Annotated in this window: 17 protein-coding genes, 1 tRNA gene and 1 other annotated feature; of the genes, 4 read left to right on the top strand and 14 right to left on the bottom strand. The window is 28.1% G+C overall.

Annotation, left to right across the window (positions count from 1 at the left end; genetic code table 11):
• Positions 1–6 precede the first annotated feature (6 nt).
• From Q0V15_RS00195 to ytxC, 5 genes are all read right to left on the bottom strand, one after another.
• Positions 7–1371, bottom strand: coding sequence for a TrkH family potassium uptake protein (locus tag Q0V15_RS00195; protein WP_297434972.1), 1365 nt, complete (start codon positions 1369–1371; stop codon positions 7–9).
• A 145-nt stretch (positions 1372–1516) separates the two neighbouring features.
• Entirely contained in the window at positions 1517–1876 is a 360-nt protein-coding gene (gene rplT, locus Q0V15_RS00190; protein WP_297434971.1) for a 50S ribosomal protein L20, read from the bottom strand.
• Between the two features lie 27 nt (positions 1877–1903).
• The gene (gene rpmI / locus Q0V15_RS00185) at positions 1904–2101 is read right to left on the bottom strand and encodes a 50S ribosomal protein L35 (protein ID WP_297434970.1); all 198 of its coding nucleotides are present in this window, start codon (positions 2099–2101) and stop codon (positions 1904–1906) included.
• 20 nt (positions 2102–2121) lie between these two features.
• The gene (gene infC / locus Q0V15_RS00180; protein WP_297434969.1) at positions 2122–2616 is read right to left on the bottom strand and encodes a translation initiation factor IF-3; all 495 of its coding nucleotides are present in this window, start codon (positions 2614–2616) and stop codon (positions 2122–2124) included.
• A 58-nt stretch (positions 2617–2674) separates the two neighbouring features.
• Positions 2675–2797: a sequence feature (ribosomal protein L20 leader region), on the bottom strand.
• Positions 2798–2836: 39 nt separating this feature from the next.
• Entirely contained in the window at positions 2837–3712 is an 876-nt protein-coding gene (gene ytxC, locus Q0V15_RS00175; RefSeq protein ID WP_297434968.1) for a putative sporulation protein YtxC, read from the bottom strand.
• A gap of 132 nt (positions 3713–3844) precedes the next feature.
• Here ytxC and Q0V15_RS00170 point away from each other — a divergent pair, with 132 nt between their 5' ends.
• Positions 3845–4546, top strand: coding sequence for a DUF6873 family GME fold protein (locus Q0V15_RS00170; protein ID WP_297434967.1), 702 nt, complete (start codon positions 3845–3847; stop codon positions 4544–4546).
• Between the two features lie 90 nt (positions 4547–4636).
• On the opposite strand, the gene Q0V15_RS00165 is transcribed toward Q0V15_RS00170, so the two are convergent.
• From Q0V15_RS00165 to Q0V15_RS00140, 6 genes are all read right to left on the bottom strand, one after another.
• Complete coding sequence (locus Q0V15_RS00165; protein ID WP_297434966.1) at positions 4637–5191, bottom strand: NUDIX hydrolase; 555 nt, start codon at positions 5189–5191, stop codon at positions 4637–4639.
• A 103-nt stretch (positions 5192–5294) separates the two neighbouring features.
• Entirely contained in the window at positions 5295–8450 is a 3156-nt protein-coding gene (locus tag Q0V15_RS00160) for a hypothetical protein (RefSeq protein WP_297434965.1), read from the bottom strand.
• Between the two features lie 207 nt (positions 8451–8657).
• Positions 8658–8731, bottom strand: a tRNA-Cys gene (locus Q0V15_RS00155).
• 84 nt (positions 8732–8815) lie between these two features.
• Positions 8816–9691 carry an Hsp33 family molecular chaperone HslO gene (gene hslO, locus Q0V15_RS00150; RefSeq protein WP_297434964.1) on the bottom strand — a complete coding sequence of 292 codons (876 nt, stop codon included), beginning with the start codon at positions 9689–9691 and terminating at the stop codon, positions 8816–8818.
• Positions 9692–9708: 17 nt separating this feature from the next.
• A complete protein-coding gene (locus Q0V15_RS00145; RefSeq protein WP_297434963.1) occupies positions 9709–10446 on the bottom strand; it encodes a class I SAM-dependent methyltransferase in 738 nt (245 codons plus the stop codon).
• A 51-nt stretch (positions 10447–10497) separates the two neighbouring features.
• Entirely contained in the window at positions 10498–10767 is a 270-nt protein-coding gene (locus tag Q0V15_RS00140) for a small, acid-soluble spore protein, alpha/beta type (RefSeq protein ID WP_297434962.1), read from the bottom strand.
• A 161-nt stretch (positions 10768–10928) separates the two neighbouring features.
• Between Q0V15_RS00140 and Q0V15_RS00135 the strand changes: the two genes are divergently transcribed.
• Genes Q0V15_RS00135 through dapB form a run of 3 tightly spaced genes read left to right on the top strand, consistent with a single transcriptional unit; the run spans position 10929 to position 13592 of the window.
• Positions 10929–11912, top strand: a complete 984-nt coding sequence (locus Q0V15_RS00135) for an aspartate-semialdehyde dehydrogenase (RefSeq protein ID WP_297434961.1) — start codon at positions 10929–10931, stop codon at positions 11910–11912.
• A 25-nt stretch (positions 11913–11937) separates the two neighbouring features.
• Positions 11938–12810, top strand: a complete 873-nt coding sequence (dapA, locus tag Q0V15_RS00130) for a 4-hydroxy-tetrahydrodipicolinate synthase (protein WP_297435043.1) — start codon at positions 11938–11940, stop codon at positions 12808–12810.
• A 17-nt stretch (positions 12811–12827) separates the two neighbouring features.
• Positions 12828–13592, top strand: a complete 765-nt coding sequence (dapB, locus tag Q0V15_RS00125; RefSeq protein WP_297434960.1) for a 4-hydroxy-tetrahydrodipicolinate reductase — start codon at positions 12828–12830, stop codon at positions 13590–13592.
• Positions 13593–13647: 55 nt separating this feature from the next.
• Here the strand turns inward: dapB and Q0V15_RS00120 are convergent, their stop codons facing one another.
• From Q0V15_RS00120 to Q0V15_RS00110, 3 genes are all read right to left on the bottom strand, one after another.
• The gene (locus Q0V15_RS00120; RefSeq protein ID WP_297434959.1) at positions 13648–14178 is read right to left on the bottom strand and encodes a cob(I)yrinic acid a,c-diamide adenosyltransferase; all 531 of its coding nucleotides are present in this window, start codon (positions 14176–14178) and stop codon (positions 13648–13650) included.
• Positions 14179–14318: 140 nt separating this feature from the next.
• Positions 14319–15011 carry a single-stranded DNA-binding protein gene (locus tag Q0V15_RS00115; RefSeq protein WP_297434958.1) on the bottom strand — a complete coding sequence of 231 codons (693 nt, stop codon included), beginning with the start codon at positions 15009–15011 and terminating at the stop codon, positions 14319–14321.
• A 149-nt stretch (positions 15012–15160) separates the two neighbouring features.
• Positions 15161–15907, bottom strand: coding sequence for a polysaccharide deacetylase family protein (locus tag Q0V15_RS00110; RefSeq protein ID WP_297434957.1), 747 nt, complete (start codon positions 15905–15907; stop codon positions 15161–15163).
• Positions 15908–15972: the final 65 nt, after the last annotated feature.

Here is a 15972-nt window from a genome sequence, read left to right as displayed (position 1 = left end):
TCACTCCTAACCAATTAATATCTTATCCTCTGGGTATTTAATATTTACTTTTTTCTTCTTCATTTTACTTGTTAATGCAAGTAAAACAGTCATAGGTCCAACTCTTCCAAGGTACATTGTAACTAAAATTATTATCTTACCTATAAAATTCAACTTTTGAGTAAGTCCAAGACTTAGCCCTACAGTTGCATATGCTGATACTGACTCATAGACAATCCACATAAAGTTTGCCCCTGGTTGTGTTGCAGCTAGAAGAAGAATTACAGTTATTACAAGACTCAGTGATAAGAAAAATATAGCAAATGCTTTATATACTGTTTCTTTAGATATTCTTCTTTTAAATATCTCAACATCATCTCTTCCTTTTATAATTGATATTAATGTAACTACAAGAATACCAAATGTTGCTGTTTTAAGTCCACCAGCAGTAGACCCTGGTGATCCTCCAATAAACATAAGAAGAACTGTTAAGAACTTACCAGCCATAGTCATACCATCCGTATTGATAGTATTAAAACCTGCTGTTCTTGTTGTAACTGATGCAAAGAAAGCATTGTTTATCTTCTCTCCTAGTCCCATTGGTCCTAGTGTTGCTGGATTACTATATTCAAATATAAACATAAGTATAGCTCCACCAAATAAAAGAATTCCAGTTATAATCAAAACTACTTTTGTATGTAATGACAATTTCTTTCTCTCTTTATAATTATAAAACTCACTTGATATAGCAAACCCAAGTCCACCAATTATAATAAGCGCTGAAATGGTATATATAATGACAGGATTATTCTGATATGAAGTTATACTACTAAACTTCCCAGATACAGAACCCATAAGATCAAAACCAGCATTACAAAAAGCTGATATAGATGTCCATACACTATAATATAATCCTTTCCAGAATCCAAACTGCGGTATAAATTGAGTTGATAAAAGAAGTGCCCCTAGACCTTCAACTGCAAAAGTAAATGAAAATATATATTTCATAAGCTTAACCATACCTTGTATTCCAAAAGTATTTAAAGCTTCCTGTAATAATAATCTTTCCTTTAGCGTTATCTTTTTCCCAATTATTACTGCAAGTAACGTAGTAAATGACATGAACCCTAGTCCACCAATTTGAATTAAAACAATAATTACTGTTCTACCAAAATAATTCCAATGCGTTGCAGTATCAAGAGTTACAAGTCCTGTAACACAGACTGCAGACGTAGAAGTAAATAGCGAATCTATAAAGCTTGTGCTGTTTCCACTATTAGTTGAAATCGGTAAACTAAGTAATATTGCTCCTAATAATATAACAGCCGCAAAACCAAGTGCTAAAATTTGTACAGCACTAAGCTTATATTTGCCTGCTATTTTTATATGCATACCCACACCTCCGAAATAATAAAAATATTCCTTTTAAGTTTGTGTAAACTTTTAAATTAATATTAATTTAATTCACTTGTTATATATATTAATTCCATATTAAATTTATATAAAAAAAATGCGACATAAAGTCGCATTTTAATTATTAAGCGTTTAAGTGCTTTTTAGAAACTTCAACTAAATCAGCGAATGCTTTAGCATCGTGTATAGCGATTTCTGAAAGCATTTTTCTGTTAATGTCGATTCCAGCTAATTTGATTCCGTTCATGAATCTTGAATATGATAATCCGCTCATTCTTGAAGCAGCATTTATTCTAACGATCCATAATCTTCTGTAATCTCTTTTCTTTAATCTTCTTCCAACGTAAGCATTTCTTAATGCTCTTATAACTGACTCATTCGCAGTTTTGAATAATTTACTTTTTCCACCGTAATAACCTTTTGCAAGTTTTAAAACTTTCTTATGGTTTTTACGAGCGTTCGTAGCTCTTTTAACTCTTGCCATGTTGTAACCCTCCTACTTTTGTTCTTCCTATAAATAAGGTAATAATTTCTTAATGTTTTTCTCTTGTGTTACTGAAACATATCCAGTTTTTCTAAGATTTCTTTTTCTTTTAGAACTTTTCTTAGTTAAGATATGACTTTTGAAAGCCTTAGCTCTTTTAAGTTTACCAGTTCCTGTAAGTTTAAATCTTTTTGCTGCACCTCTATGAGTTTTCATTTTTGGCATAGTGTAATCCTCCTCTCAAGTTAAGCTTTTTTTGGAGCTAATATTAAAATCATGTTTCTACCTTCTAATCTAGCATGCTTTTCGATAATTGATACTTCTTCAAGTTTAAGAATAAAGTTATCTAATATTCTTTTCCCTATGAATGAGTGCTCAGCTTCTCTACCTCTAAATCTAACAGTAATTTTAACTTTGTCTCCAGCTGTTAAGAACTTCATAGCATTTTTAGCTTTTATACATATGTCGTTCTCTTCAATAGTTGGGCTAACTCTTATCTCTTTTAGACTAACAATTTTTTGGTTTTTCTTTGCTTCTTTTTCTTTCTTTGTCTGTTCATATAATTGTTTTCCATAGTCCATTAATTTACAAACTGGTGGAACAGCTGTTGGTGATATCATTACTAAGTCTAAGTCCTGCTCTTCAGCCATTCTTTTGACATCTCTAGTATCTAATATACCTAACTGATCTCCGTTAGCAGCTATTGCTCTAACTTCCTTAACTCTTATATCATCATTCATTATAATTTTCTTGCTAATAATTTTCACCTCCGACAGATTTTAGCCAACATAATATATAATAATAAAAAAAGGACGGCATAAATGCCGTCCAGTTATTATCTCAATCAAAATTGATGTAATAATCTTATAAAACCTTACTAGCATAACTGCAAGGTGAGAAACGGCGTTCCTTCTTAACAAAAACTATTCTATCATTATAACAAATTAATGTCAACTATATTTATAATATATTTTTGCTTTCTAAAAAATCCACTCTATCTCTAAATACTTTACTTATTGTTATTAAAAATTCTTCATTCAAACAATACTTTTGATTATATACTTTTATACATTTAGGTGAGTTAGCTATAAGTCCACTTATTATAACATCCTCTTGACTTGTAGCACCAACTTCCTTATCTTCTAACAATTCATTTGAAAATTGATTTAGCAAATCTTTTCCATCTGTATCTTTAACTATATACTCTCCATTTTCCATTAAAAATATATTTACATCATCTATTCTGCTTTCCTGAATATCTACAAAATATTTTAATAAATCTATAAATTCATCATATTCTTTTTCAACCATATATTCTTCTATTATCTTATCTACTATATCCTCGAGTATAGGTCTAATTGTTTTAACTCTAAATCTCATAAATCCTTCTATATTTATAAAATTATCTTCTTTCATAAAACTATTAATCGTATTTTCTATTTCTGTTATCTTGTTTATACACTGTAATTTCCTTTCACTCTTTAAATATGTTTCACTCTCAAATACACTTTTTATCTTCTTATCAACTTCAATTATCTCTTCATGTTTTAAAAAGAAATAATTTTCTGTTAAATATTCAAAAAGTTCATTTTTTCTATAATTATTTATTATAACTCTATATATCAAGTTTGAAATATAAAGTAATATCTTATTTTTAACATTTTCTTTACTTTGCAAATCTTCATCATCACAAAATACTTTTATGAAGTGAGTGTCATTTTCTATAAATTCTGAAATGCCTATTTTTATACCTTTGTTTTTTAAAACCTCTTTAACTTCCTGTATGTCCTGTATGAAATTTTCTTCATTCTTATAAGCTATTTTTACTAAAAGCAAAAGTCTCACTCCTTTCTTCATTCTTAGTATGCTTTATTTTCCTTTCACTATACAAAATATAATTAGAAAATAATCGACATAATACTCATATTTTAGTAATATATCCTTATTCATATTCTAGGAGGTATTTTTATGAATATATGTTTTTTAGACTCTAAAGTTTCAAAAGAAGAACTTAGCAAACTTTATAAAGAAGATTTAAATATTGTTTTAATCCCTACATCACCATATTTATATGATGCAATTAATTCTCATCCTGATATTCAGGTTAATATATTATCAGGTTCAAGTTTTATTATTGCAAAAAATTCATCTTTGGATATCACAAATGAAATTTTCAATAATATAGATATTAAATTTTCTGATAAATTACTTAAAAATAAATATCCAGAAAATATTTTTTTAAATGCAATTAACCTTAAAGACTATTTTATTCATAACTTAAAATATACTGATAAAAATTTATTAAGTGCTGTTAATAACAAAACACTTATAAATATAAAACAAGGTTATAGTAAATGTTCTTGTGCTATTGTTAGTGATAATGCTCTTATCACCTCTGATATAGGTATCTATAACACACTTAAACCTTATACTGATATAGATGTACTTTTAATCCCCTCTGGTGATATCACATTACTTGATTTACCATATGGATTTATTGGTGGTGCCTGTGGATTAATTTCAAAAAATAAAATAGCTTTCTTTGGTGACTTAAAATATCATACTTATGGAAATGATATTTTAAATTTTTTATCAAAATATGATGTTGAGCCTATTTACTTATCAGACTCAAAACTTATTGATAAAGGTAGTATTCTTACTATGCTTTAACCATTAATACATTTTACGTTTTCATAGCCTTATTTGTTAATAAAAAAAGAAAAGTATTCTATAAAATAGAATACTTTTCTTTCTTATCTTTTAAACACTTAATAAGGCAAGTGCTGTTTTTATTGATGTATTATGATTTGCAATAAATTCTTTTACATTTTCTCTTTTAATTTTTAAAACTTCTATTTCTTCATCATCCTCAGTATTATCTGTTGATATTTCCCCTTCTACAATAGCTTTTACTACTGCAACAGATTCATCGCTCATTCCAACTGATGTATAACTTGCTTTTAATAATAACTCCATTGATATTATACTTAGTCCTGTTTCCTCAAACAATTCTCTCTTTGCTGATTCTTCTATTTCCTCACCTGCATCTATAAGTCCTGCTGGAAATTCATATATATAATCATTTATTGGAGGTCTAAACTGTTTTAATATAATAAATTCATCATCCTTTGTTATCGGCACTATCATTACAGCATCTGCCTTATTATGATTATTCGTTCTACAACTAAGTTCTTCTTCATTTCTTCTACTTGCAACAAAATATTTCTTTGGCTTATTATTCTTATTTAACAAATCTAGCTCATACATTTTTAAAAACTTACAATCTACAAGTTTCTTCACGCCCACTAATTCCATTTTAACACTCCTCTAATTCTAATTTTACCTTTATCTACTTTTATTATATCAATCTTTATCAAAATAAAAAAATCTGAAGAGGCTTTCCTCTTCAGATTTTTTCTTAACTAACCTTAAATATATATGAGCAGAACTCTAAAAGAGCTCTAAACTCAATTCTTTCTTTTTCTGAAATTGAAGATATAGTTGTCTGCTTGTCATTAAATATAATAATCTCATCTTCAAGCTTTATAAATCTCATATCTTTATGCGTAACTTTCCAAGGTGTACCAAATTTATTCTTACAGTACAATGCCTTTGTCGTTAACATAAAACCTTCTTTTCCAGACTTAAACAATGTACTATCATAAGAAATTAAAGGCACTTCATTTTGCTCTATAGGCGCATATGCAGCAATAGCATTTTTTATTTTACTATCAAGCTTAGTATTTATATCTTGAAGTTTTATACCTCTTCTAAGTTCATTTGATATTCCATTTTTTATAAATCCATAAATTTCATTATTATCCTTTAGTATATTTATATCACCTGTATATTTTTCTTTAAATTCATTTCCCTCTAACATTTCGCTAGGCGTTAATGAACTCTCAGCAATACTTTTCATGCTATATTCACAGTTTGAAAGCCCTCTAAGATTTCTATTTGTATTAATCAAGTCAGTTAAAAATTTAATAAATACATCAATTTGTCTAAATCCTACAAAATCAAACCTAAATGAATCAAGATTACTTTCTAAGTGAATATATGGTCTGAAATATCTTTGTCCACCTTTTAAAGTGCTTTTTTCTTTCCATAAAATTCTAGTAATATCCTTTATGAACAGTGCATTTGACCAATTTGAATGATATATAGCTTTTGATGTAATAAGAAAACCATCCATATTGTTACTTTTTCTAAGAAGGAATAAATCCTCATCTCTTAAAGATTCTCTTATATCTTCAAACTTCTTTATAAACACTCCACAATGAAAATCTGCTTCTCCACTTGCTAAAAGTTTATCTTCTAAAATTATCTTTGGATATTTTTTAAATATTTCATTTGCTTTTTCAATAAACTCAATATCTATTGAATCTTCATTGTTTAAAGCAATATCCTTATTTCCTATTCTATTTTGAATTTCATAGAATTGTTTTGTACTATATCCACTCTCTTCTTTAAGCTGATTTAGTAATATATTCTTCTTCTCATTAGTAAGATTAAGTAACATTATAGTTTTAGATAACTTAACAATAAAATCTTCTAAATCTTCATTATCAAGTCCAGTTAAATCAAGTTCACCAAACCATCTTCCAAATTTAGATATTTCAAGATTCATTGCAAATTTAGTATCAATTCTATATGTTTGCTTATATTCTATTATTTTATTTTCTAAATAATCTTGATCTCTTTCATATTCAAGCTCTTCAATTCTTTTCTTAAACATATCTTTTCTTATTTCAAAATCTACCTTTAAAAAATCTACATCTGAAAAAATCATTCCAAAATTATTAAGTTCTGCTTCTATTACTACTTCATCACTATCAATACTATATATATTTCTAAGACCTCTAATAAGATTACCTTTCTTCTCTAAATCTAAATCTTGATTTCTATAAACAATCATTTGAGCTTTATATAATTCAAGCCTTAAAGATTCATCCACTTCTGAGTAATTTACTGTACTTATAACTTTTCCAAATGTTTGAAGTTCACATCTAACAATAGTATTAACATCTCTTATCTTAAATTTTTGTCTTAAATTTTCACAAACACCTCGTAGCTTTGTAAACTCAACATTTTCTTTTTTAAGTTCTTCTATTGAAGAATTATACAAATCTGAGTTAAGCTCTATAAGTCTTCTATTTATATTAGCGCAGTTCTCACCTGCTCCTACTATTATGCTATGTGAGAAATCTAATAACATTCTTTCTTCATCTACATTAATATCTAAAATTTTCATAATCTCAATATGAGATTCTTCATAATACGGATATTCTTTTAATGAATCAATAATACCACCAATATAACGTTCATACTCTTTATTTTTATTTATAGATTTTGCAAGTGCTATATAATTTATAGCATTTTCTTTAGACTCTATAATCTCTTCTAACTTAACTTGTCCACTAACTGATTTATCAAGCAACGTTTTAATTACATAAATTGCATAACTTGTAAGATTAGAAAGTAACTGTGCTAATAATATGTCTACAGTTCTAAATGCTCTATTTGCTATATTACCCTCATACTTTTTCTTTCCACTATTCATACACCCTTGTAATATTTTAAAAATATACTCACTAGTTTTTCTTCCTATAATAGTGTTAACCTTAGCTGATTCATACTGAAGTGCAACTTTTGGCATCCAAGCAAATTCTTCATTATTCCCCTTATCTAACTCATCATTTATCTGTTCTAAAAAGCTTGTATAATTCCTGATGTTTTTAACTTCAAATATTTCATCTAATTTATAATTTGGTACATCTTCAATAGATATTATTTCTGTTTCTTTTATGATAATCATAAAATCTTCTAAAAAATCTTCATATCTCGTATAAAAAATATTTGTCAAATTATCTATATTTAAATCTTTCCTATCCTCTAAATCCAATATATCATTCTGGTATGACATTGTATATGATAAAACAAGATTTAAAAACCTCATTTGTATACTATCATCTTCACTTCTCTTTGCCATAGCAAGTATTGACTTATATTGATTTAATATAAATTCATTACTACTATCTACCACAGACACTGAACTTTCATTAGTATATATCAGTTCTTTACTCTCAACATTAGATGTATATAAATTGCCATCTTTTATAAAATCATTATTCATTTTTTCTTCTGTTAATGTAAAGTTACTTTTTGTAACATTATTATTTATAGCTATCTCTTCTGTCTTAACTATTGTAACTTCAGGTACAGCCTTAATATTTGTAAATGTACCTTTAGCAAACTCTAAGCATTTCATTCCATCTTCATCAGATAAATTCATATCCTGCCAAAATTCTTGAATTTCTTGTGTATCAAACTCATCTAATATTAAACTTTCAGTTGTTCCATCATAATTTAAATCTAAAAATCCTTTTATATAGTCTACAACAGCTTCTAAACTTTTAGAAAGTTCTAAAATTATTTCTTCAGTTTCCACTGCATCTAGTCCTAAACTCATTCTTTTTTTCTCTAAAAGGTCTTTAGTCTTAGAATTCTTAATAGCCCCCCTAAAATATAAACGCTTATAGCTATCTAAATACTTTTGTATTTTTTTATCCATAAAACAATCTCCCTTTTCACCGTAAATGTATTCAAGATAATTTTACCATATTTTCTCTTTATTTCATATTAATTTCTTTTTTAAATTTATTTTCTTTTTCTTAAATAATAGCCAATCAAATCATTGTAACTAACTTTAATTTTTTCTTTAATAAATTTATATTTTAACGAAAAAAAACATCTTTATATTTAAATAAAGATGTTTTTTTGGAGGCGCCACCCAGATTTGAACTGGGGGTGAAGGTTTTGCAGACCTCTGCCTTACCACTTGGCTATGGCGCCATACAATATATAGTATGTAGTTGAAGTATTGATTATTCCTCTAACAATACTATATATTATACTTATCAAATTAAATTGTTACAATTATTTTAATAACTCTCCAATTTCTTCATGATTAAATGTATATCCTGTATTACAGAAATGACATTTAAGTTCTTCTGACTTACCTTCATCATATAATTCTTGTAAATCTTTTCTTCCAATTGTTATTAAAGCTTTCTCAACTTTTTTTCTTGAACAATCACAAGAGAATTTAGGAACAATTCCCTCATCATATATTTCAAGGTCCATACCATCAAATATATACTCTATGATTTCAGTCATAGTCTTTCCTTCTGATAACATTGTTGTAACTGGTGGAATTTCTTCTAATCTATATGTTATTAAATCTCCAAGCATTTCATCAGCCCCTGGTAGCATTTGAATTATAAATCCACCAGCTGACTTTATGCTTAAATCTCTATCTACTAAAACTCCAAGTGCTACTGCTGAAGGAACTTGCTCTGAAACTGTATAATAATATGCAATATCTTCTGCAATCTCTCCACTATATATTGGAACTTGCCCAACGTATGGCTCTTTCATCCCTTGGTCTTTTATAATTGCAAGCATACCATTTTTACCAATAGCTTCTCCAACATTTAATTTACCATTAGCTATATTTAAAGGAAGGTTCACACTAGGGTTACCTATAAATCCTTTAACTCTACAATCTGAGTAAGCTGTTACTGTTAAACCTTTAGCATCTCCACCACCATTCATTTGAAGTGTTAATACTTCTTTCTTTGACTTAAGTGTTGATCCCATTAAAACTCCAGCAGTTAGCATTCTTCCAAGTGCTGCTGATGCAGTAGGTGTACAATTATGTGCTTTTCTAGCATCATTAACAAGTTCTGTAGTTTGTGCTGCTATTATTCTTACCATTCCGCCTTTAGCAGTTGCTTTTATTAATTTATCCATATAATTTAATCCTCCATCTATTTTTTCAGAATATATAATATTCTTTCAGTTTCATTTGTTACTGAGTCCTCTGTATATCCATCATGCTTTGAAATCATTTCAAATCCAACACTTTTAAATATACTCTCAATCTCATCTTCTTTATAAGCTCTTTCCTCATGAACTTCATCAAATCTCTCATAAAGATACATATCTTTTATAAAGAATGTAAGGCTCATTTCAACTATATCATCCTCGAAAACATTTTCCCATGTATAAAAAATTTCTTCATTATCATATGTATAAATATTATTTCCAAGCACCGTTGAAAGTTTATAATATGAGTTTATATCAAATACAAACACACCATCATCTTCTAAATGTCTATAAACACTTTTGAAATAATCTTTTAAATCATTCTCATCAAGTATATAGTTTGTAGAATCTAGTACACAACTTATTAAATCAAACTGTGTTCCAAGTTCAAGCTCACACATATCCTGACATATTATTTTTGCTTTAAGTTTATTATCTCTAAGCTTTTGCTCAACCTCTGTTAACATATCTGCTGAAAGGTCAACAAAATAATTTTCTTTAAACTTTTCCCCAACATGTATTCCAACATTTCCTGTACCACATGCTAAGTCTAAGTAATTATCAAATTTAATATTCTCTTTTTTTGCGACACTTAAAAGAAAGTCAGCTATATCTTTATAGTTAATATCTTCATTTATAAGCTGATCGTAAACTTTTGCCATTTTATTATAACTACTCATCACGTTCTCCCTTCTATTACTTCATACTAACTATCATATTATAATACTTTGCTATTTTTCGTCAATAAATTTCTTCCTTCCAAGAATTTCATCATTGCTTGGAATTTTACGTTCCTTCTTTCTTTTAGTCATTACTCCTCCAATTCTTCCTGTCTCTTCAGCTGTAAGTCCTCCCCATCCACACTCTATTACTTTATCAGTAAGTCCAAGCTCATCTGCTATTTCATACTTCATTGTTTCCCTAAGTTCTTCTGCTATTGTTAACTGCTTATTTCCTTTTAATTTTTCCTTTATTATTTTTTTTAGTGGCGTTTTACTCAAATCTATCATCCCTTTAATAATTTTTATTCTTATTTTCTCCATCTGCTGCCTATATTATTCAGAAAACCTCAGTTATTTTTTATTTTTTCTTAATAAAACTTGATAAATACATACCTTTTGAACTATATTTAATATATATATAAATTTAAGGAGGGGTTATTTTGTATAACGTTGCAATAGTTGGTTCTACTGGTAATGTTGGTAGAAAATTTTTAGAAATTCTTGAAGAAAGAAAATTTCCTATAAAAGAATTATTTTTATTTGCTTCAAAAAAATCTGCTGGTAAAGTTATGACATTTAGTAATGAAGAATATATAGTTGAGGAATTATGCGAAGAAAATGTGAAGAACAAGAAAATAGATTTTGCTTTATTCTCAGCTGGGGGTGATACTAGTCTTGACTTTGCTCCTATATTTGTAAATTATGGAGCAATCGTAATAGATAATAGTAGTGCCTTTAGAATGGATAAAAATGTTCCATTAGTTGTTCCAGAGGTTAATCCTGAAGATATAAAACTTCATAATGGAATAATTGCTAATCCTAACTGTTCTACAATACAAGCTATGGTCGCATTGAAGCCACTTAAAGATAAATACGGTATTAAAAGAGTTGTATATTCAACTTACCAAGCTGTATCTGGTGCAGGTATTCAAGGAATTAGAGATCTTGAAGATGGTATTAAAGGAGAAGCTCCAAAAAAATTCCCTTATCCAATTGCAGGGAATATTCTTCCACATATAGATGTATTCTTAGAAAACGGATATACTAAGGAAGAAATGAAAATGGTTGAGGAAAGTAGAAAAATTCTTCATGATGAAAATCTTAGAATTTCAGCTACTGCTGTTAGAGTTCCTGTTATAAATTCACATAGTGAGAGTATAAACTTAGAACTTGGAAAAGAATTTGAAATTGAAGATGTAAAAAAACTTCTTGCTGATTTTGAAGGCTTAACAGTTATGGATGATTTAGATAATAACATTTACCCAACTGCCCTTTACTGTGATGGTAAAGATGATGTTTATGTGGGTAGAATAAGAAGAGATATTAGTGTAGACAATGGCTTAAATCTTTGGGTTGTTGCTGATAATATAAGAAAAGGTGCTGCTCTTAATACAATTCAAATTGCAGAACACCTAATAAAATAAAATTTTCGGAGGTATTTTTATGTCAATTTTTAGAGGATCTTGTGTTGCACTTGTTACACCATTTGCAAAAACAGGAGTTGACTTTGATAAACTAAAAGAACTTATCAACTGGCACATAGAAAATGAAACTGATTCTATATTAGTTTGTGGAACTACTGGTGAAGCTACAACTATGAGTCTTGAGGAAAGAAAAAGTGTTATAGAATTTACTGTTAAAGAAGTAAATGGTAGAGTTCCTGTTATAGCTGGAACTGGTTCAAATGATACTAAAGCTTCAATAGATATGAGTTTATTTGCACAAAATATAGGTGTAGATGGACTTCTTGTAATAACACCTTATTACAATAAAACTTCTCCAAAAGGATTAATTGCACATTTCAAAGCTATTAATGATGCTGTGAAAACACCTATAATTCTTTATAATGTTCCATCAAGAACAAATATGAACATTAGTCCAAGTGCTTTACTTGAACTTTCTAAATTTTCAAATATCGTTGCTATAAAGGAAGCTAGTGGAGATTTTTCACAAATAGCTGAGATGGCTGCACTTTGCCCAAATATAGATATATATTCAGGTAATGATGACCAAATTGTTCCTTTATTATCACTTGGAGGTGCTGGAGTTATATCTGTATTTGCAAATATAGCACCAAAACAAACTCATGATATTTGTAAATTATTCTTTGATGGGAAAGTTAAAGAATCAAGAGATATGCAACTTAAATATCTTGATGCTATAAATAAATTATTTATAGAAACAAACCCTATTCCAGTTAAAACTGCATTAAATCTTATGGGATTTACCTGCGGTGACTTAAGATTACCTCTTTGTGAAATGGAAGATTCTAATCTTTTACAACTTAAAGATGCTTTAAAATCACAAAACTTATTAAAATAAGATTGGAGAAAACTATTATGGTTAAAATATTACTTAGTGGTTGCCTTGGTAAAATGGGTGCTACTATAATAAATATAGCAAAAACAAAATTTAATAACTTAGAAATTGTTGCTGGATTTGATAGAATTGATAGAATTGATGGAGATTTCCCTATCTTTAGTGAATTATCAAAATGTAATGTAGATTATGATGTCTTAATTGATTTTTCAAGAGCTGAAGCTCTTCCTACTTTACTTTCATTCTCTAAAGAAACTAAAAAACCTATAATTCTTTGTTCAACAGGATATACACCTGAAGATTTATCTCTTATAGAAGAAGCTACAAAAGGAATACCTATTTTTAAATCAGCTAATATGAGCATTGGTGTTAATGTTGTTAACAACATATTAAAAAAAGTTTCTTCAATGTTATATGATAACTTTGATATAGAAATAATTGAGAAACATCATAATCAAAAAGTTGATGCACCATCAGGTACTGCTCTTCTTCTTGCCACTACAGTTCAAGATGCTATTAAAGATAAAACAGAAATTATCTATGGTAGAGAAGGAACTCACAAAAGAGAAAAAGAGGAAATCTGTGTCCATACTGTAAGAGGTGGTGGAATCATAGGTGACCATGATGTTATATTTGCTGGAGATGGTGAAGTTATAGAAATAAGCCATAAAGCTATATCAAGAGATGTATTTGCACTAGGAGCTTTAAAAGCTGCTGTTTATATGTCTGATATAACTAAAGCTGGTAAGTATGATATGGATAATGTATTAAACTTAGAATTTTAAGCAAAATAAAAGCACTATTAAATCTACAATAATAGATTTAATAGTGCTTTTTCTTTTAAAACTCTATTCCAAGTCTTGCATTTACACCCTTATCCATATAGTGTTTTAAAGGCTTCATTTCTGTTACAAGGTCAGCTTTTTCAAAAACTTTCTCTGGTACATTTCTTCCTGTTAAAACAAGCTCCATATTATCACTTTTATTATCTATTAAATATACAATCTCTTCTTCTGTGATAAATCCACCATGGAAAGCACCCATTATCTCATCTAAAATTAAAATGTCACATTTTCTTTGTTCCACACACTCTTTTGCAAAAAAATATGCCTCTCTAGTTTCTCTTTTATATTCTATAAGTTCTTCTTCATTTAAATCCCAAGTAAATTTTTTTATAGTTTGAAATCTAAATAAACTTATATTATCAATTTTGTCTATTGAATCAAGCTCCCCTGTTTTCCAAGCTTTTAAAAATTGCACTATATAAACATTCATTTTATTACCAGCTGCTCTAAATGCAAGCCCCATAGCTGCTGTTGTTTTTCCTTTTCCATCACCTGTATAAACTTGTGTATATCCTCTTTTAAGCATAATATATTCTCCTTATTTCAAAGTTTTTTCTAGAATTTATAATAACACAAAATTTAAGTCAGTATATACTATATATTTTTCCCATAAATAAAAGCAAAAAAATAAGGTCAGAATTTAAATTCTGACCTTTATATAAAACATTATATTATTTCTTCACTAATTATAACTTTTTCTGTTACTACATCATTTATTGCTTCATCTGGAGCAATTTCTTCATCTGATACTTTTTCCATTTTTGATATAGATACTTCATAAGCTATTTTCTTTATTACTTCTGTTTCAGATATCTTCTTTTGATATTCTCTACTTTGAAGTCTACCCCAAACTCTTATATTATCTCCAACTTCTAATGATTTACAAAATCTTGAATTTCTTCCCCAAGCTATTGTAGGAATATAATCAGATTTGTTATAGCTTCTGTTTACAGCAAGTAATACATCTGCTATTTCTCTTCCAAAAGGTGTTGTTCTATAAATAGGATCTTTACATATAAACCCATCTAAATATATTTCATTTGGATTTTTACTTCTTTCTAAACAACTCTCTATATTTCTTGCAAATACAGTTAATATAAGCTTATTATTTCCACCAAGGAATTTATTGTAACTTCTTAATTGCCCCTCAACAATTATGTCCTTACCAACCTCTAAATCATATTCTGAAATTAATCTTTCTGAAATTGTGATATTAAGTTTATCCTTTGAATCACTAAGTCTCATAACTTCTAAATCAAAAGTATAAAATTTTTCCCCATACATTTCATGACTATATTCAAGCTCTGAAAGTATAGTCCCCTCTAAATAAATCTTATTGTTTAACATTAAATTATCCATGTTAACTTAACCCCTCTCCCCAATGTGTTTAGTAAATTTCGTAATCAGTTATTTTTTGATACGGATTTTCACTTCTTTTGTATCAACCATTAATTTTCTTTACTTTTCCATTATAAACAAATAAAGGTATTTATTCAATGTAATGTTTGTTAACTTATTTTAAATTGTTTACCATTTTTGTCTACATAAAAACCCTCTTTATATAGTATTTCGTCAACTGTAACTAGCTTATATCCTTGTTTTTGTAATTCTGGTATTATTCTATTTAAATTATTGGGTGTAAACTTACCATTATTATGAAATAATACAATATCACCTGATCCTATATCTTTCATAACTCTGTTATATTCACTTTCTAAACTTTTATTCATCCAATCTAAACTATCTTTACTCCACTGCACAGATTTAAATCCCATAGAATTTGCTATCTGAACAGCTTCACTTGAATAATATCCTGATGGAAATCTAAAGGTATTACACCTCTTTCCAGTTATATCATATATTATTTCATTAGCCTTTCCTAGTTCATTTGCAATTTGTTTTCCGTTTATTTGCAAAAAGTTCGGATGTTTATAACTGTGATTTCCAATCTCATGCCCTGCATTAAAAATATCTCTTATTTGTTGACTTTTATCTTCAGGATATTCTACCCATTTTCCAATAACAAAAAATGTGCTTTTCACATCATATTTATTTAATACACCTAAAATTTCATAAAGCTTATCATCATCTGCCCAATTTATATCAAATGTTAAAGCTATTTTTTTTTCGCTTGTATCAACAGAAAAAATTGGAACTTTATCTCTTTGATCTGTACCTTGTGCAAATATGCTTACATTACTAAAAGATAATAATATTAAAACTGTAATTAAACTTTTTTTGATTTTTTTTATCATAACATAAAACCTCTCTTTCATACTTATTTTGACTTTTAAATATTCTTCTTATACCTTTAATTATG

It is taken from the genome of uncultured Clostridium sp. (genome assembly GCF_947036855.1).
Lineage (GTDB): Bacteria > Bacillota > Clostridia > Clostridiales > Clostridiaceae > Sarcina.
This window is presented reverse-complemented; position numbering and strand designations above follow the sequence as displayed.